Origin of the sequence: Komagataeibacter oboediens (assembly GCF_003207815.1) — a bacterium.
Classification (GTDB): Bacteria; Pseudomonadota; Alphaproteobacteria; order Acetobacterales; family Acetobacteraceae; genus Komagataeibacter; species Komagataeibacter oboediens.
The window spans coordinates 184,761-204,183 of record NZ_NKTX01000001.1 but is presented as its reverse complement, the minus strand read 5'-3'; the positions used below and the strand labels follow the sequence as shown (position 1 = coordinate 204,183).

The window sequence follows — 19,423 nt, the reverse complement described above, 5'->3', positions numbered from 1 at the left end:
CTGCACATGTGCCCGTCGCCTTGCCTGTTGGCATAAGGATAATGTCTTGCCCAATCTTTCTTCCCAGAAAATCACACAATTCCTGAAGTTTGGAATTGTTGGACTGCTCGGGCTGTGTTGGGATACGGGGACGGTTTACAGCCTGCGTCCATTTGTGGGTCTGACGATTGCAACCATAGCCGCATATTTCATTGCGGCATCGATCAACTGGCTGATCAATCGCCTGTGGACCTTCCGCCACGTGGGCAATCAGCATCATTTTGTTGTCCAGTGGATGCGCTTTCTTGCAGGCAACTCGCTGGGATTCTTCCTTAACCGTGGATGCGTGTTCACGCTGTTTCACGTCTCCCCCGTGTTCAAGACCTATCCGGTCCTGGCGCTGGCGGCGGGTGCTGTTGCGGGAATGATGGCAAATTTTCATATCAGCCGCAAACTCGTATTCCATTCCGAATCCGCAAGGTCTGCCACGACCAATCGCCCGACGGCGGAAATTGTTCCCTTCCAGCCTGAACGCGCCGTCGTCAAGAACACGATTTCCAGCCATACGGTAGTTGCGAACTCCCGCAGCAAGGTCGGATAAGGCAATTCTGCCTCTCTCCGCCGGGTGACTTCCCTGCCAGGGGATGCCTTACATGCCCTGCGCAATCGACCGACTTTTTCCTTACAAAATGATCCATCATCCGTCCGGACTGCCTGACGTGGCATCCACTGGACTGGCACATCGACCTGCTCCGACAGGACGGTCGAGGCATGGCGTCAATATATCCGTATTCTACCATTCTGGGATGGTTATGTATAAAACGGACGCGGGAAAGTAATAAAAATACGCACCAAAAATGGTTGGCATCATTTCCCCGACATATCAAAAAAATACTCAATTAATCAAAAATAATAAAATTATCAGGCATCGCCTCCTTCCTGAAGGAGGCCGATTCCTGAAGCATTTCAAAGAAGCTTTACCAAAAAAATATTCTGGAAACGTACAGGCCGCCACATGACCGTGTCGCACCTGGTGCCTGACTGGCCGGGGCATCGTCAACCAGGTCCTGCGGGCCAACCGTTCCACGTTTGGTGCCCGACACTGCCTGCCCTGCCGTATCCCGTGCATCACGCCCTCGCCATGTGGACACAACACGCATGTTCATACTTCCGGTCCGGCGCTACGTGCGCTAGGTGAATGAAACCGGTTTTACATCCATACCTTCAATACAGGATCGTCCGTTTCCCGCCATGTTCACAACAAACGACATTCGCGCCACCTTCCTCGACTATTTTGCGGGGAACGGGCATCAGATCGTGCCGTCCTCGTCCCTGGTGCCGCACAACGATCCGACGCTGCTGTTTACCAATGCTGGTATGGTGCAGTTCAAGAACGTGTTCACCGGACAGGAAACGCGTCCGTATTCCCGCGCCACCACGGCGCAGAAGGTCGTGCGCGCAGGGGGCAAGCACAACGATCTGGACAACGTTGGCTATACCGCCCGCCACCACACTTTTTTCGAGATGATGGGCAATTTCTCGTTCGGGGATTATTTCAAGGCGGAAGCCATTGAACTGGCGTGGAATCTGGTTACCGGCACCTTTGGCCTGCCCAAGGAAAAGCTGCTGACCACCGTCTATGCCGATGATGAGGAAGCGGCCACCCTGTGGCGCAAGATCGCCGGACTGCCGGATGACCGGATCATCCGCATCCCCACCTCCGACAATTTCTGGCGCATGGGCGATACCGGCCCCTGTGGCCCGTGTTCCGAGATCTTCTACGATCACGGCCCAGAAGTGGCGGGCGGCCCGCCCGGCTCCCCCGATGAGGATGGCGACCGGTTTACCGAAATCTGGAACCTCGTGTTCATGCAGTATTTCGAAAACCCGCCCGGCACGCGCTCACCGCTGCCACGTCCGTCGATCGACACCGGACTGGGACTGGAACGTTTTGCCGCCATCCTGCAGGGCAAGCGTGACAATTATGATACGGATACCTTCCGCGCCCTGATCCTGGCCTCGGCCGAAGTCACGGGTCAGGACCCGGACGGTCCATTCAATGCCAGCCACCGCGTTGTGGCCGACCATCTGCGCTCCACCTCGTTCCTGATCGCCGACGGCGTGCTGCCGTCCAAGGACGGGCGCGGTTATGTCCTGCGCCGCATCATGCGCCGGGCCATGCGCCACCTGCACCTGATGGGCACGACGGAACCGACCTTCTACAAGCTCGTTCCCGCGCTGATCCGGCAGATGGGCGAAGCCTATCCCGAACTGATCCACGCCCGTGCCCTGATCGAAAGCACGATGAAGGGTGAGGAAGAACGCTTCAAGGCGATGCTGGACCGTGGGCTGTCGCTGCTGGCGGACGAGACGGAACACCTTGGCGATGGCGCGCCCCTGCCGGGCGCTGTTGCATTCAAGCTATATGATACCTTCGGCTTCCCGCTGGACCTGACGCAGGACGCCCTGCGTGGCACCAGCCATAGCGTGGACGTGGCAGGCTTCAACGAAGCCATGGACGTGCAGCGCAAGCGCGCCCGCGCGGCATGGAGCGGATCGGGTGACAGCGCAACCGAAACCGTATGGTTCGAGGCGCGTGATACGTTTGGCGCCACCGAATTCCTTGGCTACACCACCGAAACATCGGATGCCGAAGTCCAGACCGTGGTCGTGGACAATGCACAGGTGGACAGCGCCGGCCCCGGCACCAAAATCGCCCTGCTGCTGAACCAGACGCCGTTCTATGGCGAAAGCGGCGGACAGGTGGGCGATACCGGCACCATTACCGCCCCCGGCCTGCATATCGCCATTACCGATACGCAGAAGAAGCTGGGCGACCTGCTGGTGCATTACGGCACGGTCATTGAAGGCACGGTCAAACCCGGCATGGCGGTGACGGCACAGGTCGATCACGACCGCCGCAGCGCCATCCGCGCCCACCATTCCGCCACGCACCTGCTGCATGAAGCCCTGCGCCGCAGGCTGGGCGATCATGTCACGCAGAAGGGCAGCCTGAACGCACCCGACCGCCTGCGCTTTGACGTCAGCCAGCCGCGCCCGATCACGCCGGAGGAACTGGCCGATATCGAGGCCGAGGTGAATGCCCGCATCCGTGAAAACACGGAAGTCGCCACGCGCCACATGACGCCGGAAGAAGCCATAGAACAGGGTGCAATGGCCCTGTTTGGCGAAAAATATGGTGACGAGGTCCGCGTGGTCTCCATGGGCGGCCCCGAGGACGGGCGCGCGGGCTGGTCGATCGAACTGTGTGGTGGCACCCATGTGCGTCGCACCGGCGACATCGGCCTGTTCCGCATCACATCCGAAAGTGGCGTATCGTCGGGCGTGCGGCGTATCGAGGCCGTGACCGGGCTTGCCGCGCAGAATGCCACCGTCGCCACTGAAGAGCGCCTGAACCAGATGGCCGCCATGATGCGCGTGCCGCCCGCGGAAGCGCCCGAGCGCCTTGCCGTGCTGCTGGAGGAACGTAAGGCGATGGAACGCCAGATTTCCGACCTGCAGCGCAAGCTGGCATCGGGCAACCAGTCGGCGGCATCCATTGTGGAGGTCAATGGCATCAGGCTTGACGCCCGCAACGTGGGCGAACTGCCGCCCAAGGAACTCAAGCCACTGGCCGATTCCCTGCGCAAGGAAATCGGGTCGGGCGTGATCGCCTTGATTTCCACGGCGGATGGTAAGGGCAGCATTGTGGTCGCCGCAACGCCCGACCTTGCGGAAAAGGTGGATGCCGTAACCCTAGTACGCGCCGCCAGCGCCGCCATGGGTGGCAAGGGCGGTGGTGGCCGCCGCGACATGGCGCAGGCCGGTGGCCCGGATACCAGCAGGGCGGACGCAGCCCTCGATGCCGTGCGCACCGCCATGCAGGCTGGCAGCGCGGCCTGACCCATCGCCCTCACAGGACGGAACGGATATGCAACGGCGCACCCTGTGCGCCGTTGTGCTGTACGCCCGTGCCTTCACCCATCACCAATTCAATACAAAAAGTGAATGTTTCTTAATTATATTGTGGTTACATAGTATTTCCTCTGCCCCGCATGAAGAAACAATTGTGACATGCAGGTGTTTCCATGATACAGATAGCATGGGATACTACCCCAGCTACCGGACTGCGCAGCAATGCCCGTGCGGTGGGCGCATTTCCCTTTATCCGGACATTCAGGTGACAGGATTTTACAATGGCCGATACCCATACTGCCCGGGATACCCTTATCGATCTGCTGCATGGCGTGGAGCGCTTCAATACTGAAGTCTTTCCGCAAAACCGCGAACTGTTCGCCAGCCTGGCGGAAAGCCAGTCCCCCGATACGCTGTTCATCGCCTGCGCCGACAGCCGGGTAAATCCCAGCATGATCACGCAGACCCAGCCGGGCGACCTGTTCGTGCTGCGCAATATCGGCAATATCGTACCCGCCTATGGGGAAATGCTGGGCGGCGTGTCCTCCGCCATTGAATATGCGGTCAGCGCGCTGAAGGTGTCGCATATCATCGTATGCGGCCATTCCAACTGTGGGGCGATGAAGGCGCTGCTGGATCCCGACCCCACGAAACTGGCCCGGATGCCCACCGTCGCAAGCTGGCTGCGCAATGCCGAAGCTGCACGCGCCGTGCTGGAAGCGTCCGACGCCGGGCCTGCCACCGTTCGCAGCCTGTCCGAACAGAACGTGCAGTTGCAGATTGCCCACCTGCGCACCCATCCCGCCGTCGCGGCAGGGGTTGCCCGCGGCACCCTGACGTTGCAGGGATGGTTCTATGACATCGCCAGTGGGGAAGTTGTCGTGCTGGATGAAACGTCGCGCACGTTCATTCATGTGGACGAAGCCATTGCCAAGCTGCAGGCACAGAAGGCAGGCGACACCACCACGCCATAACCCGGCCCCATGGTCTGCGCAGGGGATACGGCGGGCGGGCTTCCGCCTGACCGTGGCCCTTGCGCTCATGGTCCTGCCCGTCGGGGCACAGGCTGGTGGCAGTCTCAAGCTGTCCACATGGAACCTTGACTGGCTGACCACGCGCCCACAGGGCGATCCCGACCTGCCGGAGGATGTCACACCGCGCACCACGGCAGAACTGGACCGGCTGGCATATTATGCCCGCCGTCTTGCCCCCGATATCGCGGCGCTGGAAGAAATCGACAGCGCGCAGCTTGCCGCAAGGCTGTTCCCCGCCCCACGCTACCGCATCCTCCTATCCGACGACACGGTCGTGCAGAAAGTCGCCCTTGCGGTCCGTGCGGACCTGCCGGTTATCCGGCATCCAGATGTCACGGCGCTGGATGTCTATCCCTCCACCGCGCCCCGTCACCTGCGGGCCGGGCTTGACCTGACGGTTGGCAGTGGCGCGGACAGCCTGCGCATTCTGGTGGTGCATCTGAAGGCGGGATGCCGCGATTCGTCAGCCACGACCCGGAACAGGCCCGTCTGCCGGACATTGCTGCGGCAGATCGCGATCGTGCAGGACTGGATCATGGAACGGCAGGATGAAGGGGAAGTCTTTGTCGTGATGGGTGATTTCAACCGCCTGCTCGCACCCGACGATCCTGCCTGGCGGTCGCTGACGGAAAACGGTCCGCTTACGCTGGCAACCGCAGGACACGCCAGCCCCTGTGCGCAGGGCAGTTATTTCATCGACCATATCATGGCGGGCGGCCCCGCGCGTGACTGGCTGCAGCCGGACAGCCTGCGGGTCATGCTGTACCGCGAAAACGGACGCGACGACACCATGCGCCTGTCCGATCACTGTCCCGTCTCGGTCCGGCTGTCGCCGCCCTGACGGGATCAGGCGATCATTCCGGCCAGATACCCGATGCATGCATGGCGTTCCACCCTACCGCCAGCACGACCAGCACGAACACGATCGCGCCCATAAGCTGGAACAGTTCCCTGTAGGGCATGAATTCGGGCGCCATGGCGGCCGTGGCGGCTGCCTGGCTGGTGGCCACGGCATCATGGTCGGTGGGTACGACCTGTGTCTGGGCCTCGGGCACCGGGCCGGGATCGGGAACGGTGGTTGCGGCAAGCGCCGCCTCGTCTTGCTGCACGGCCTCGTGCAGGGCTTCCACCGGATGTTCCACGCCAGCGGGGACAGCGGACTGCGCGACCACGTTCCGGTCCTGATCGGGGGTATCGGTCATTGACGCTGTAACTCCTGCTTCAGCCAAGTCTGTGTCATATATCGGACAGGTCGGCAAAGAACCAACCATGGATACGCCATCCCGTGCCATACTACCACATGCCGCCAGAACAGGAGAAATGCATGACCGCCCTGAAACTGACCCGCCGACAGAGCCTGTTCGCCGCATTGGGCGCGCTGGTCCCTGCCAGCCTGCCCGGGGTGGCCCATGCACGACGGCCCCTGCGTATCGGCATGATCGGATCGGGCCATGTCGGCAGCACGCTGGGGCATTTATGGTGCCGGGCGGGACACCAGGTCATGTTCTCCGACATTCATAAAAGTGCCGCGAAGAAACTGGCATCGGAACTCTACCCCCTTGCCCGCGAAGGCACACCACAGGAAGCGGCAAGGTTTGGCGATGCCGTTGTGCTGGCGGTCCCCTATGGCGCGCTGCCCCAGCTTCGGCACAGCATCGGGTCGATCGTGGGGACAAAGCCGCTGATCGACCCCTCCAACCCCTATGGCTGGCGGGATGGAAAGATCGGGCGGCTGGCACTGGCCAAGGGGGCGGGCGTAACCACGCAGGCGATGTTCCCGCAGGCCTCGGTCGTGCGGGCCTTCAATTCCGAGGACATGACCACGCTGGAGGCCGAAACCTTCCGCACGCCCCCCCGTCTGGCCCTGCCCATGGCGGGCGATGTGGTGCAGGCACTGTATGTGGCGGGCTGGCTGATCCACGACGCGGGATTCGACCCCGTCACCGTCGGACCGCTGTCGACGGCAAAGCTATTCCAGCCCGGCGGCCCCGGTTTCGAGGCACGGATGAACGCCACCGACCTGCGCAACCTGCTGGGGGTTACGGCCAACAATCCCATTGACCGCAACCTTGCCACTCAGTTTGCAGGCGGGATGTAGGCGGCCTGCCGCAGGGCGAGGCCAAACTGGATCCAGCCGATGCCCGCGGCAATCAGTTCAACGGCGACGAACGTGCCGATCAGCCACAGCCCCGACCACGGCAGCGTTGCATACAGGCACACCCCCACCAGCAGGCTGATCAGCCCACCAAGCAGGATCAGCCACCATCCCTGCAGGCCACGGTGCTGGAACGCCATGATGATGCGCCCGATGCCCGATACGACCAGGCAGGCGGAAATGAAGATGGTGATGACCATCGAACCCGTTGTCGGTTCCTCCATCATCATCGTGCCCGCAAGGATATACAGCGCGCCGCCCAGAATGGACATGAAACGCCCGCTCCAGTCGCGCACGACAAAGGCATGCACAAGCTGTACCGCGCCCGCGACGAACAGCAGCACGCCAAGCAGGATGGTACTGGCCAGCGACACCGCCAGCGCATCCACCCATGCCACGATGCCCAGCCCGAACGATATGGCGCCAAGGCCGACAAACAGCCCCCAGCGCTGTGTAAATGGCGTATCCATGCGCAAAACCCCCTTGTTTCCGTCATGTCTTCTTCCGGTGTCCGTTTCATAACAGGCCGGCAGCACTGTGCGATACAGGCTTTTGCCGTGGGGCGGCATGCATGATGATTGACAGGACGGGCACGGTACTTCTATACGCGCCCGACTGCCGGGAACGTGGACGATACGGCTGGTGCCCATGGGTGATTGCTCCCCGGTGCCGGTAATACGTGGCGCGCCCGTCCTGTTCATGCGGAACAGGACCTACCGGTGCAACGACATGGTCATGCGGTTTCCGCCGTGTGCCATGCAGATGAATGAAGAGAGAGCGCGCAGATGAGCAAGCGCCTTGAGAGCAAGTACAAAATCAATCGCCGCCTTGGCGTAAACCTGTGGGGCCGTGCAAAGTCCCCGGTCAACAAGCGCGAATATGGTCCCGGCCAGCATGGTCAGCGCCGCAAGCAGAAGCCGTCCGACTTCTCCGTGCAGCTGATGGCCAAGCAGAAGCTGAAGGGCTACTACGGCAACATCGGTGAAAAGCAGTTCCGCAAGTATTATGACGAGGCCGTCCGCCGCAAGGGCGATACCTCCGAAAACCTGATCGACCTGCTGGAACGCCGGCTGGACGCGGTCGTGTACCGCCTGAAGTTCGCGATCACCCCGTTCGCGGCGCGTCAGTTCATCAGCCACGGCCACATCACGGTCAACGGCCGCAAGGTCAACATCCCGTCCTATCTGGTGCGTGATGGTGACGTGATCGAAGTCCGTGAAAAGTCCAAGCAGCTGGCCATCGTGCTGGATGCAGCGCAGAGCGGCGAACGCGACGTGCCGGAATACATGGAAGTGGACCACCGCCAGATGAAGGGCTCCTTCCTGCGCAGCCCCAAGCTGTCGGACGTTCCGTATCCGGTCCAGATGGAACCGAACCTGGTCATCGAATTCTACTCTCGCTGATCAAGTCCCGGAACCGGGCAGGCGTGACGCCGGGCGTGGGGTTTTGTCCCCGCGTCCGGCGTCCGCGTTTCTGGCCCCTGCCCGCTTCCGCATCCCTTCCGCCGGGCCAGCCGCAGGAATGGACAAGACCGTGACCGCCACCGCCGCCGATACCCCGCTTGCCGCCGAAATCACCCGGCGGCGCACATTCGCCATCATCTCCCACCCTGATGCGGGCAAGACCACGCTGACCGAACGCATCCTGCGCGCCGGTGGCGCGATCCAGATGGCGGGCAACGTGCGGGCCAAGGGGGAACGGCGACGCACGCGTTCGGACTGGATGGGGATCGAACGCGACCGTGGCATTTCCGTCGTGACATCGGTCATGACGTTTGAATATGGCGGCTGCATCTTCAACCTGCTCGACACGCCGGGCCATGAAGACTTCTCGGAAGATACCTACCGCACGCTGACGGCGGTGGACGCCGCCGTGATGGTGATCGACGCCGCCAAGGGGATCGAGGCCCGGACCCGCAAGCTGTTCGAAATCTGCCGCCTGCGCGATATTCCCATCGTCACCTTTATCAACAAGATGGACCGCGAATCGCAGGACCCGTTTGCCCTGCTGGATGAAATCTCGTCCTCGCTGGCGCTCGACACCTCGCCCGCCACGTGGCCGGTGGGCCGTGCTGCCAAATTTGTCGGCACCTATGACATCCGCCACCGCGAACTGCACGTAACCGAGCCGCTGGACCAGACGGACCCGCGCATGGTGCAACTGGGCGAGGAACTGGAACTTGTTGAGGCGGCGCTGCCGGAATTCGACCTTGAAAGCTTCAATGCCGGTCACCTGACACCGGTGTTCTTCGGCAGCGCGATGAAGGAAATCGGGGTGACCGACCTGCTGGATGCGCTGGCCGCCTTCGGTCCACCGCCGCGTGACCAGGCGACCGAAACCCGCAACGTCCGCGCGGATGAACCGGCGCTGACCGCGCTGGTGTTCAAGATCCAGGCCAACATGGACCCCAACCATCGCGACCGCATGGCGTTTGCCCGCATCTGCTCGGGCAAGCTGCAGCGCGGCATGCGGCTCAAGCATGTGCGGATCGGCAAGCAGTTCGCACTGCATACGCCACAGTTCTTCTTTGCCCGGGACCGCCAGCTGGCCGAGGAAGCCTTCGCGGGCGACGTGGTGGGCATTCCCAACCATGGCACGCTGCGCATTGGCGATACCCTGACCGAAGGCGAGGACCTGCGCTTTACCGGCGTGCCCTACTTCGCGCCCGAAATCCTGCGCCGTGTGCGGCTGGATGATGCGATGAAGGCCAAGAAGCTGCGGCAGGCCCTGACCGAACTGGCGGAAGAAGGCGTGGTCCAGCTGTTCCGCCCGCAGGATGGCGCGCCGCCAATCGTGGGCGTGGTCGGCACGCTGCAGCTGGACGTGCTGCAATCGCGGCTGAAGGGCGAATACGGGGTTGCGATCGGCTTCGAATCGACACCCTACAACCTTGCCCGCTGGGTCACCGGCCCGCGTGAGAAACTGGATGCCTTCTGCATGGCCAACCGCACGGCCATGGCGGATGACATTGATGGGGATCCGGTGTTCCTTGCCTCGTCCGCGTTCATGATGCGGCGCACGGCGGAAGGCAACCCGGACCTGACGTTCCATGACATCAAGCAGATCGGGCAGGAAATCGGCTGACCGGACGGGCCGGCCCGGCTGGCCCACCGCAAAGGCACAGATGAGGTCTTGCCTAATCCCGCCTGTCTGTCGCATCTAGGCGCATCATGTCCGACACACAGCCCCGCCTGCACCTGCACGACAGCAGGACGCGCAGCACCGTTCCCTTCGTCCCGCTGGCACCCGATAACGTGCGGGTCTATTACTGCGGCCCCACGGTCTATGATCTGGCGCATATCGGCAACCTGCGCGCCATGCTGACGGCGGATGTGCTGGTGCGCCTGCTGCGCCACCTGTACCCCCGCGTGACGTACGTGCGCAACATCACGGACGTGGATGACAAGATCAACGCCCGCGCCCATGCCAATGGCGAATCCATTGCGGACCTGACGGCACGCACCATCCACGATTTTCATGAGGACCTGGCCGCCGTCTCCATCCTGCCACCGGATGTGGAACCACGCGCGACCCACCATATCGGTGAAATGCAGGACATGATCCGCCGCCTGATCGAAAGCGGCCATGCCTACGAAGCCGAAGGGCATGTCCTGTTCGCAGTGAACACTTACCCCTCCTACGGCGCGCTGTCGGGCCGCACGCCAGATGACCTGATCGCGGGCGCGCGGGTGGAAGTGGCACCCTACAAGCGTGATCCGGGTGACTTCGTGCTATGGAAGCCGTCCGACGACCAGACGCCGGGATGGGACAGCCCATGGGGCCGGGGCCGTCCGGGCTGGCATATCGAATGTTCGGCCATGTCACAGCGTTACCTGGGCGAAAGCTTCGACATTCATGGCGGCGGGTCGGACCTTCTGTTCCCCCACCATGAAAATGAACGCGCGCAGAGCATGTGCTGCCACCCGCATGGGCGCTTTGCCAATCACTGGGTACATAACGCCATGCTGCTGGTGAACGGGGAGAAGATGTCGAAATCCCTCGGCAACTTCCTGACCGTGCGCGACGTGCTGCGTGATACCCCGGCGGAGGCGCTGCGCCTGCTGCTGCTGCGCGCGCAGTACCGCTCGGTGCTGAATTTTACCCGCGAAGGGCTGAATGAAGCCCGCCAGATGCTCGATCGCTTCTACCGCGCACTGGAAAACCTTGATCCCATGCAATATCCCGTGCCCGCACCCGACAGCGTGGTGCAGGTTCTGTGTGATGACCTGAATACCCCCCGCGCCCTGGCGGAAATGCACGCACTGGCCGATACGGCCATGACGGGTGACAGTCTGGCTGCGGCACGCCTGAAGGCGGCGGGCAACCTGCTGGGCCTGCTGCAGGACACGCCGGAGGCATGGTTCCGCGGGGGGGCGAAGGTTGATCCCACCCATATCGAACACCTGATTGCAGAACGGCTGGCCGCACGCAAGGCGCGTGACTTCGCCCGTGCCGATGAAATCCGCAACGACCTTGCGGCACAGGGAATTGTGCTGGAAGACGGCCCGCAGGGCACGACATGGAGGCAGGCATGACCGGCCGCGACGGCGGGGCGGATATCGGCCCCATTGGCAACAGCCCGGTCGTGATCCTTGTCCGGCCCCAGATGGCCGAAAACATCGGCACCACCGCCCGCGCCATGGCCAATGGCGGCCTGTTCCACATGCGTATTGTTGCACCCCGTGACGGCTGGCCACAGGAACGTGCGTGGCGCAGTGCCTCGGGCGCTGACCGTATCCTCGAATCCGCGCAGGTCTTTGATACGGTCGATGACGCGGTGGCCGACCTGCATCATGTCTTTGCCACCTGCCCGCGCCCGCGCCATATCGTAAAGCCGGTGCTGACCGCACGCGGCGGCGCTGCCGAACTGCGGGAAATGACGGATCGCGGGTTGAAAGTCGGGTTGATGTTCGGCCCTGAACGCGCCGGGCTGGATAATGAGGACATGGCCCGTGCCGATGCGCTGATCCGCTATCCACTCAATCCCGCGTTCATGTCACTAAATCTGGCGCAGGCAGTCATGATCATGGCGTATGAGTGGTGGATGGCAGCGGATGATACGCCGCCACGCACGCTCATGACCAACGAGACGCATGTGGCCACCCGGGGCGAACTGGACAACTTCATGCGCCACCTGATCGCTGATCTGGATGAATGCGGCTTCCTGCGCAATGAACAGAAGCGGCCTGGCATGGTGCGCAACCTGCGTCACTTCTTCCTGCGTGGCGAGGTGACGGAACAGGAATTGCGCACGCTGCATGGCGTGGTGACCGAACTGTCCCGTGGGCGCAAGGCCAGGCAGGGCGGCGATAAGTAAAAGCTTCAAAGAACACCGCCTTTTTGAAAAAAGGCAGTCCCCAAGAACTTTTATTATTTCCAATCCTTCTCCATTAAAAAAGCCCGGTGCGAAACCGGGCTTTTTTGTATCAGCGTGCCGCAATCTGCAACCGGTCGGCCACCCGCGCCCGGCCCATAAGCGGCAGCAGGTCACGCATTTCCGGCCCGCTGTCTTCCCCCGTCAGCGCCAGGCGCAGCGGGTGGAACAGGGCACGTCCCGTGCGGCCCGTGGCATCCTTCACAGCCGTGGTCCATGTCTTCCATGTGGTTTCGTCCCACGGTTCGACAGGAAGCGACTCGAGCGCCTGCAACAGGAAGGGACGGTCTGCATCCTCGATCACCGGAGGAATGATCTCCCCGGCCACGACATCCCACCAGTGGCGCAGTTCGCCCGCCATATCCACATTGCCCCGCACCGCCAGCCAGAAGGCTTCCGTCGCCCCTTCGGGCAGGCGGGCACGGATTTCGTCAAACGGCATGGCATGCATGATGCGGCGGTTCAGGCCCAGCAGCTGTCGCATGTCGAACCGCGCGGCCGAGCGCGAGACACGCCCCAGGTCATACGTTTTGGCCAGTTCATCAAACGACAGCGGCGCCGGATCATCCGCACTGCCCAGGCGGGCAAGGTAGGACACGATGGCCGAGGGCTCGACCCCGTCCTGCCTCAGCGCGCGAATCGACAGCCCATCGAACCGCTTGGACAGCTTGCCACCGCCTTCATCCAGCAAAAGCGGCAGGTGCGCGAAGGTGAACTGGGTGCGCTTTGCCCCCAGCGCCTCGGCAATGTCGATCTGCACGCCGGTATTGGTCACATGGTCCTCACCGCGGATGATGTGGGTAATGCCCAGTTCCATGTCATCCACGACGGATGCCAGCGTGTACAGCACCGTCCCGTCCGCCCGTACCAGAACGGGATCGGAAATGGCGGGCAGCTTCACGCGCGATGGCCCCATGACCAGATCGTTCCATTCCACCGTGCGATGATCCGACAGCCTGAAGCGCCAGTACGGCACCTTGCCATTGGCTTCGGCCTGCGCGCGCTGCTGCGGGGTCATGCGCAGCATGGCGCGGTCATAGACCGGCGGCTTGCGCATGCGGATACGGGCCTCGCGCTTGGAGGCCAGTTCCTGCTCGCTTTCAAAACATGGATACAGCCGCCCGCTGGCCTTCAGCTTTTCAATGGCCAGCGCATAGCGGTCCAGCCGGTCCGACTGGCGCACGAATTCATCCCAGCCAATGCCAAGCCAGCGCAGGTCGTCCTGCAGGGCCTGCACGTATTCCTCTTTCGAGCGACCGCGATCGGTATCGTCAATGCGCAGCAGAAAGCGTGCATTGTGGCGGCGGGCGAACAGGGCATTGGCAATGGCCTGACGCGCATTGCCGACATGGATCAGCCCGGTCGGGCTGGGCGCAAAACGGAGTTTCATGCCCCTTATATGCGGCGATTACGTCCCGAATGCCAGAGAACACATGCGCAATCCGATGTGGAATACGCCTGCCCATAAGCCCGCCCCCGACACATGCCAGTACGGGGGCTGGCCCCGCCCGATCTGGCAGAAGGGTCTCGGGAAAAACTGCTGGTTCAATACGCAGGGTATTGGAAAATTTTTTTTAGACCGGCCTCAGCGAACGCCGCCGTTCTTCAAAAAAGCGGCGCCCAAAAACTTTTATATTTTTACAGTTTCAGGGGACGTTCTTACGCCTCGTCTTCCTCATCACCGCCACGACGGGGGTCAAACGCGCGCCAGTCGCGCTCCATCGGGCTTGCGGCGTGGGCTGCAAAATCATCCAGTTCATTGGCCGAACGCCAGCCCTGATCGCCCGCTTCCAGCACTTCCGCGTCCTCGCCAAAGGAGAACCATGCCTTGAGGATGTCAGCTGCCGACAGGCCGGGCATGCGGCAGCGTTCGATGCTGTCGCGCACATAGGCCCGCGCAAAGGCATTGGCCTGGATCAGGTCGGGGAAGCCGCCGACTTCCTCGACAATATTATCCTCGGCACCGCCTGACAGATCCAGAATCCGCACGCGCCACCCCCCTTCGGGGGCAAAAATGGTTTCTGACAAGATGAAGCCTTTCGTTATGCGTCCCTTCGGGGACGTAAGCCCATGACCGACCTAGCGGTTGCGCATATGACGCAGCAGGAATTCACGCCCCGCCTTGACCCGGGGCACATCGTCATAGGCCACGATATCCGCCGTGGCATAGGTTTCGGACCAGCGATCGGGGATGAACGACCCCGTGCCAATCACATCGACCGGCGCATGGGCGTCGGCCATGCTGAGGCATTTTTCCACGCTGAAACCCGACGACGCGATGATGCGCACATGCGCGAACCCGGCCTCGTCCAGTGCTTCACGCATGCGCCAGATGGCAGCGGCGGACACCCCCGTGCCCACAAGGTAGCGCAGTTCCTTGTCCGACCGGTACCGCCGTATACTGCCCGGCGTGTGCCGCTCCAGCACGTCATAGGACGATTGCGGGTCCAGCCCCTCCAGAAAGCGGCCACCATGCGTATCCAGCCGCACGGCCAGTCGCCCGGCTGCCGCAAGATCAGGGAAATGGCGGCAGACTTCCAGCGCGTCCGTCACCTCACGCCCGAAATAATCCACCAGCACCACAAGGTCCATGTCGGGATAGACCTCATGGAACATTTCTGCCGCCCTCAGGGTGGACCCGGCATACCCCACCAGCGCGTGCGGCATGGTGCCCAGCCCCTTTTTGGTGCCGAAGTAATGCGCTGTCGCGTCATTGGCGCTGCCGATGAAGCCCAGCGCACCCTCCTTCTGTGCAGCATGGCTGCCGACGGAAGCGGCATACGCCATCTGTTCCTGCATGCCAAAGCCCGCACAGTGCCGTGCTTCCATCGCCATGAAGCGCACATGCGGCAGTGCCATGGACATCTGGTAGGCATTGTGCGCGGCCACGCAGGCCGGGCCAAGACGCTGGAGCACCAGTGTCTCCAGCACCGCAAGCTGCGCGAACGATCCGGTTACGTAGGCAAGCGGCTCACCCGCGCCCACCCATGTCCCTTCGGGGAACATGACGTCACATTCGATCTCGATCCCGCGCTCGGCGGCGACGGCATGCAGCCAGTCCACCATAAGCCGGGGCGCGGACACGACGGGGCGGCGCAGGAAGATGGCGTATGTCACCTTCCTGTCCCCAAAGTGTTCGACAATGGCACGTGTGCGGTTGAAATACGCATCCGTGCGGGCGGCGATCACATCCTGTTCCACCGCGCCGGCACCCCTGTCGTGCCTTGTCCTGTCACCGTGGGTCATATGCCCCTCCAATCCCCCCATCCGGGCGGGACTAGCGTGCCCCGCCATTCATGCGATGCATCCGCGTCTTCAGCTCTTCGGCCAGACGGAACGCCATCTCCAGCGACTGTTCCGCATTTAGGCGCGGGTCGCAGAAGGTTTCATAGCGTTCACCCAGATCGTCTTCCGTCAAGCGGTGCGCACCACCGATACACTCGGTCACGTTCTGGCCGGTCATCTCGAAATGCACGCCGCCGGGGTGGGCGCCTGCTGCCTCGAACACGTCAAAAAAGCCGTGAATCTCGGACAGGATGGCATCGAAGGAGCGCGTCTTGACGCCCGTCGAGGTCGAGCTTGTGTTGCCGTGCATGGGATCACACAACCATGTGACCGTCCGCCCCGTAGCCATCACTTTCTCGAGCAGCGGCGGCAGATGCTCACGCACCTTGCCCGCCCCCATACGGGAGATGAGCGAAATGCGCCCCGCTTCATCGGTCGGGTTGAGGATGTCGAGCAGTTGCTCAAGATCCTCGATGGTCGTCGTCGGACCGACCTTGATGCCGATGGGGTTGCGCACCCCGCGCAGGAACTCGACATGCGCGCCATCGGGCTGGCGGGTCCGGTCCCCGATCCACACGAAATGGGCCGAGCAGTCATACCATTCGCCCGATGTCGAATCGATGCGGGTCAGCGCCTGCTCGTACGGCAGCAGCAGGGCCTCGTGCGAGGTATAGAACTCGGTCTCGTCAATCTGGGGCGTGGTCGCCGCCGTCAGGCCGCACGCGGCCATGAAGTCCAGCGTCTCGCCAATGCGTTCGGCCAGCTGCCCGTAGCGCTGCGCCAGCGGCGAACGCTCGACAAAGCCGAGGTTCCAGCGATGGACTTCATGCAGGTTGGCATAACCGCCGCCGGCAAACGCACGCAGCAGGTTCATGGTGCCGACGGACTGGAAATAGCCGGTTTCCATGCGCTTCGGATCAGGAATGCGCGCGGCTTCCGTGAAATCGGAGCCATTGATGATGTCACCACGGTAGGACGGCAGGGTCACGCCGTCCTTCGTCTCGGTATCGGACGAGCGCGGTTTGGCATACTGCCCGGCCATGCGCCCGATCTTGATGACCGGCACCTTCGCGCCGAATGTCAGCACCACGGCCATCTGCAGCAGCACGCGGAAGGTGTCGCGCACGATGTCGGCGGTGAATTCGCTGAAGCTTTCGGCGCACGCGCCACCCTGTAGCACAAAGGCCTGCCCCGTGGCGGCCTTGGCCAGATGGGTGCGCAGGCGCCGGGCTTCCCCCGCGAAAACCAGCGGCGGATAGCGGCGCAGGCGCGCTTCCACGCCCTGCAGGGCGGCTTCGTCGGGATATCGCGGCATCTGCCGCGCCGGAAACGACCGCCAGCTCTCCGGCGTCCAGGCCTGCCGGGAAGAACTGTTGTGGCTGTGCGTCGCACTCATGGGTCGGATCCTAATTCCTCTTGATACAAGACAGTCCCCACCGCCCGTGGCGGAAGGGCAGCCTTTATGTCGAAAAAAGCCCGGCATGGCAAAGCCTGTTCTGGGCCTGCCCCCCATGGCCATGCCGCCAGCGGGGGATCAATGTTGCATTGACGCCACAAACCGGCCCGATCCATCCAGTTAAAGGTCGCATTACACCCATGCTTCCCCCATATGTAAAAGCAGCATGGTTGGCCTGCCACACCACGGCTTCCCCTGACGGGGCATGGTTTGGCATGGTGCCCCCTCAGGTAAAAGGATTACGGATCATGGCCACCACACGTGGGAAATTCATAACCGCCCTGGCAGCAGGGCTGTGCCTGTTCAGCGTGACGGCCATGGCCGCGCCCGACAGCAGCGACGACAGCAGTAGCCAGAACGAAGACAAGATGACCGTTCATGGCCAGCGCAACCACCTGCCGCCCGGCTATGAGGAAGCGCCGTCCATGGAACTGAACCACGGTCCCGACCCGGACCATCTGGAACACGTGCATCGTGATTCGGTCACGGGCACGGACCTGTCGCGTTTCGGCAGTTCGTACCAGAGCAGCGGAATCAATGGCGATGGCCAGCTTGGCGATTCGACCGGCAATGGCTGGGTCGCGCCCCGCTAACATACTGAAAAATATAAAAGATTCAGAATGTCGCTTTTTTAAAAAGGCGACGTTCCCTTGAAGCTTTTTGAAAAAACCGTTGCCGGAACACTGACCGGCAACGGTTTTTTTGTATCAGACCGGATGATGGGGCGTGACCCGCGTGCGGGTGCGCATGGTCACGAATTCCTCCGCCGAGGAGGGATGGATCCCGATGGTCCGGTCCCACTCCCCCTTCTTCAGGCCCGCCGTCACGGCAATGGCCAGCCCCTGCATGATTTCCGGCGCGTCATCACCCAGCATGTGCGCGCCCACCACGACCTGGCTGGCCTGATCCACCACCAGCTTCATGAACGTGCGTTGCTGACGGCCGCTCAGCGTATTGCGCATGGGGCGGAAGCGGCTGACATAGACATCCACATCGCCCTTATGCGCCGCCTCGGCTTCCGTCAGGCCGACACTGGCCAGCGCCGCGGTGAAGAACACCGCCTTGGGCGTGGTGGCATAGGACCACTGCCGCGCGGGTGCCGTGCCAAACAGGCGGTCGGCCAGGTTATGCCCTTCCGCAATGGCCACGGGGGTCAGGTTCAGCCGGTTGGTCACGTCACCTATGGCGTAAATGCCGGGCACCGTCGTCTGGCTGTCGTCGCCCACGATGATGCGCCCGTTTTCCTCCATCGCGACACCAAGCTGCGTCAGGCCAAGACCAGTGATCTTGGGGTGACGTCCGGTGGCGAAGAAAACGCAGTCGGTTTCAATCTGGCTGCCGTTATCGAGGGTGACGGCAAGGCTGCCATCCCTGCGCTTTTCAATTCCGGTGGGGGACGCGCTGGCATGCTGGCGGATGCCGCGCAGATCGATGGCGTCGTGCAGGGCATGGCGCAGGTCGCCATCAAACCCCCGCAGCGGCTGCTGCTGGCGATAGACCAGGTCGACCTCTGACCCGAACCCACGGAAAATACCCGCGAACTCCACGCCAATATATCCACCACCCACCATGCAGACCCGCTGCGGGCGGTGCTTCAGGTAAAAAGCCTGGTCGGACGAAATGGCGTATTCCGCACCGGGTATTTTCGGGGCCGTCGGCGTGGACCCCACGGCAATGACGATCCGGGCCGCGGTCACGCGGCGGGGGGCCTCGTCGGGGGCCAGCGGCGATGGGTCGATACGCAGGGTATGCGCGTCCTCAATGGTGGCATGGCCGGTAAACAGGGCGACCCCCGCCTTTTCCAGCATCGAGACATACAGCCCGTTCAGGCGCGTGATCTCGCGGTCCTTGGCGTCAATCAGCGCGGTCCAGTCGTGCTGCCCGCGCTTCGTGTTCCAGCCAAAGCCGTGGCTGTCATCCACCCAGTCGCCATATTCGCTGGCCTGGACCATCAGTTTCTTGGGCACGCAGCCAAGGTTGACGCAGGTGCCACCCCAATGGCGGCTTTCCGCCACGGCCACGCGCGCCCCATGGCTGGAGGCGATGCGCGCGCACCGTACGCCACCCGAACCCGCGCCGATTACAAACAGATCGAAATCATAACTCATGCCGGTTGTGCATCCTGCTTCCAGCCGGAAGGACGGCGACAGCATGCGTCATTCCGGCGTTCCACCGCCCGGACGCGGGGCGGGGCCAACAAAAAAGCCCCGGCCTGGGGGTCCATG

At 62.5% G+C, this 19,423-nt stretch carries 17 protein-coding genes; 10 read left to right on the top strand and 7 right to left on the bottom strand.

Features of this window, described 5'->3' with window-relative positions; translation table 11 throughout:
* Positions 1 to 46: 46 nt before the first annotated feature.
* The 4 genes from CFR80_RS00885 to CFR80_RS00865 all read left to right on the top strand — a co-directional run bounded on the left by CFR80_RS00885 (position 47) and on the right by CFR80_RS00865 (position 5,769).
* Positions 47 to 580 carry a GtrA family protein gene (locus CFR80_RS00885; RefSeq protein WP_110507022.1) on the top strand — a complete coding sequence of 178 codons (534 nt, stop codon included), beginning with the start codon at positions 47 to 49 and terminating at the stop codon, positions 578 to 580.
* A 650-nt stretch (positions 581 to 1,230) separates the two neighbouring features.
* A complete protein-coding gene (gene alaS / locus CFR80_RS00875; protein ID WP_010515632.1) occupies positions 1,231 to 3,882 on the top strand; it encodes an alanine--tRNA ligase in 2,652 nt (883 codons plus the stop codon).
* Positions 3,883 to 4,175: 293 nt separating this feature from the next.
* Complete coding sequence (locus tag CFR80_RS00870; RefSeq protein ID WP_010515630.1) at positions 4,176 to 4,868, top strand: carbonic anhydrase; 693 nt, start codon at positions 4,176 to 4,178, stop codon at positions 4,866 to 4,868.
* A 52-nt stretch (positions 4,869 to 4,920) separates the two neighbouring features.
* Positions 4,921 to 5,769, top strand: a complete 849-nt coding sequence (locus CFR80_RS00865; RefSeq protein WP_010515629.1) for an endonuclease/exonuclease/phosphatase family protein — start codon at positions 4,921 to 4,923, stop codon at positions 5,767 to 5,769.
* Positions 5,770 to 5,782: 13 nt separating this feature from the next.
* Here the strand turns inward: CFR80_RS00865 and CFR80_RS00860 are convergent, their stop codons facing one another.
* Complete coding sequence (locus CFR80_RS00860; RefSeq protein ID WP_010515628.1) at positions 5,783 to 6,130, bottom strand: hypothetical protein; 348 nt, start codon at positions 6,128 to 6,130, stop codon at positions 5,783 to 5,785.
* A gap of 122 nt (positions 6,131 to 6,252) precedes the next feature.
* On the opposite strand from CFR80_RS00860, the gene CFR80_RS00855 reads away from it, so the two are divergent.
* Entirely contained in the window at positions 6,253 to 7,026 is a 774-nt protein-coding gene (locus CFR80_RS00855; protein WP_010515627.1) for an NADPH-dependent F420 reductase, read from the top strand.
* Here CFR80_RS00855 and CFR80_RS00850 read toward each other — a convergent pair.
* Positions 7,005 to 7,553, bottom strand: a complete 549-nt coding sequence (locus tag CFR80_RS00850) for an HdeD family acid-resistance protein (RefSeq protein ID WP_110507020.1) — start codon at positions 7,551 to 7,553, stop codon at positions 7,005 to 7,007. The genes CFR80_RS00855 and CFR80_RS00850 overlap by 22 nt on opposite strands.
* 315 nt (positions 7,554 to 7,868) lie before the next feature.
* Here CFR80_RS00850 and rpsD point away from each other — a divergent pair, with 315 nt between their 5' ends.
* From rpsD to CFR80_RS00830, 4 genes are all read left to right on the top strand, one after another.
* On the top strand, positions 7,869 to 8,486 hold the full coding sequence (gene rpsD / locus CFR80_RS00845; RefSeq protein WP_010506989.1) for a 30S ribosomal protein S4: 618 nt from the start codon (positions 7,869 to 7,871) through the stop codon (positions 8,484 to 8,486).
* A gap of 118 nt (positions 8,487 to 8,604) precedes the next feature.
* The gene (gene prfC / locus CFR80_RS00840; RefSeq protein WP_010515625.1) at positions 8,605 to 10,167 is read left to right on the top strand and encodes a peptide chain release factor 3; all 1,563 of its coding nucleotides are present in this window, start codon (positions 8,605 to 8,607) and stop codon (positions 10,165 to 10,167) included.
* An 86-nt stretch (positions 10,168 to 10,253) separates the two neighbouring features.
* Complete coding sequence (gene cysS, locus CFR80_RS00835; RefSeq protein ID WP_010515624.1) at positions 10,254 to 11,618, top strand: cysteine--tRNA ligase; 1,365 nt, start codon at positions 10,254 to 10,256, stop codon at positions 11,616 to 11,618.
* Positions 11,615 to 12,400, top strand: a complete 786-nt coding sequence (locus tag CFR80_RS00830; RefSeq protein WP_029329642.1) for an RNA methyltransferase — start codon at positions 11,615 to 11,617, stop codon at positions 12,398 to 12,400. The genes cysS and CFR80_RS00830 overlap by 4 nt, the downstream gene beginning before the upstream one ends.
* Before the next feature lie 109 nt (positions 12,401 to 12,509).
* Here CFR80_RS00830 and gltX read toward each other — a convergent pair whose 3' ends face one another.
* From gltX to CFR80_RS00810, 4 genes are all read right to left on the bottom strand, one after another.
* Complete coding sequence (gene gltX, locus CFR80_RS00825) at positions 12,510 to 13,847, bottom strand: glutamate--tRNA ligase (RefSeq protein WP_010515622.1); 1,338 nt, start codon at positions 13,845 to 13,847, stop codon at positions 12,510 to 12,512.
* A 269-nt stretch (positions 13,848 to 14,116) separates the two neighbouring features.
* A complete protein-coding gene (locus CFR80_RS00820) occupies positions 14,117 to 14,485 on the bottom strand; it encodes a hypothetical protein (RefSeq protein ID WP_010515621.1) in 369 nt (122 codons plus the stop codon).
* A gap of 51 nt (positions 14,486 to 14,536) precedes the next feature.
* Positions 14,537 to 15,703, bottom strand: coding sequence for a beta/alpha barrel domain-containing protein (locus CFR80_RS00815; protein WP_010515620.1), 1,167 nt, complete (start codon positions 15,701 to 15,703; stop codon positions 14,537 to 14,539).
* Between the two features lie 31 nt (positions 15,704 to 15,734).
* Positions 15,735 to 17,138 (bottom strand): class II 3-deoxy-7-phosphoheptulonate synthase, encoded by a 1,404-nt coding sequence (locus CFR80_RS00810; protein WP_010515619.1) that lies wholly within the window; start codon positions 17,136 to 17,138, stop codon positions 15,735 to 15,737.
* A 308-nt stretch (positions 17,139 to 17,446) separates the two neighbouring features.
* Here CFR80_RS00810 and CFR80_RS00805 point away from each other — a divergent pair, with 308 nt between their 5' ends.
* A complete protein-coding gene (locus tag CFR80_RS00805; protein ID WP_010515617.1) occupies positions 17,447 to 17,791 on the top strand; it encodes a hypothetical protein in 345 nt (114 codons plus the stop codon).
* 114 nt (positions 17,792 to 17,905) lie between these two features.
* On the opposite strand, the gene gorA is transcribed toward CFR80_RS00805, so the two are convergent.
* On the bottom strand, positions 17,906 to 19,306 hold the full coding sequence (gorA, locus tag CFR80_RS00800) for a glutathione-disulfide reductase (RefSeq protein ID WP_029329641.1): 1,401 nt from the start codon (positions 19,304 to 19,306) through the stop codon (positions 17,906 to 17,908).
* Between the last annotated feature and the right edge of the window lie 117 nt (positions 19,307 to 19,423).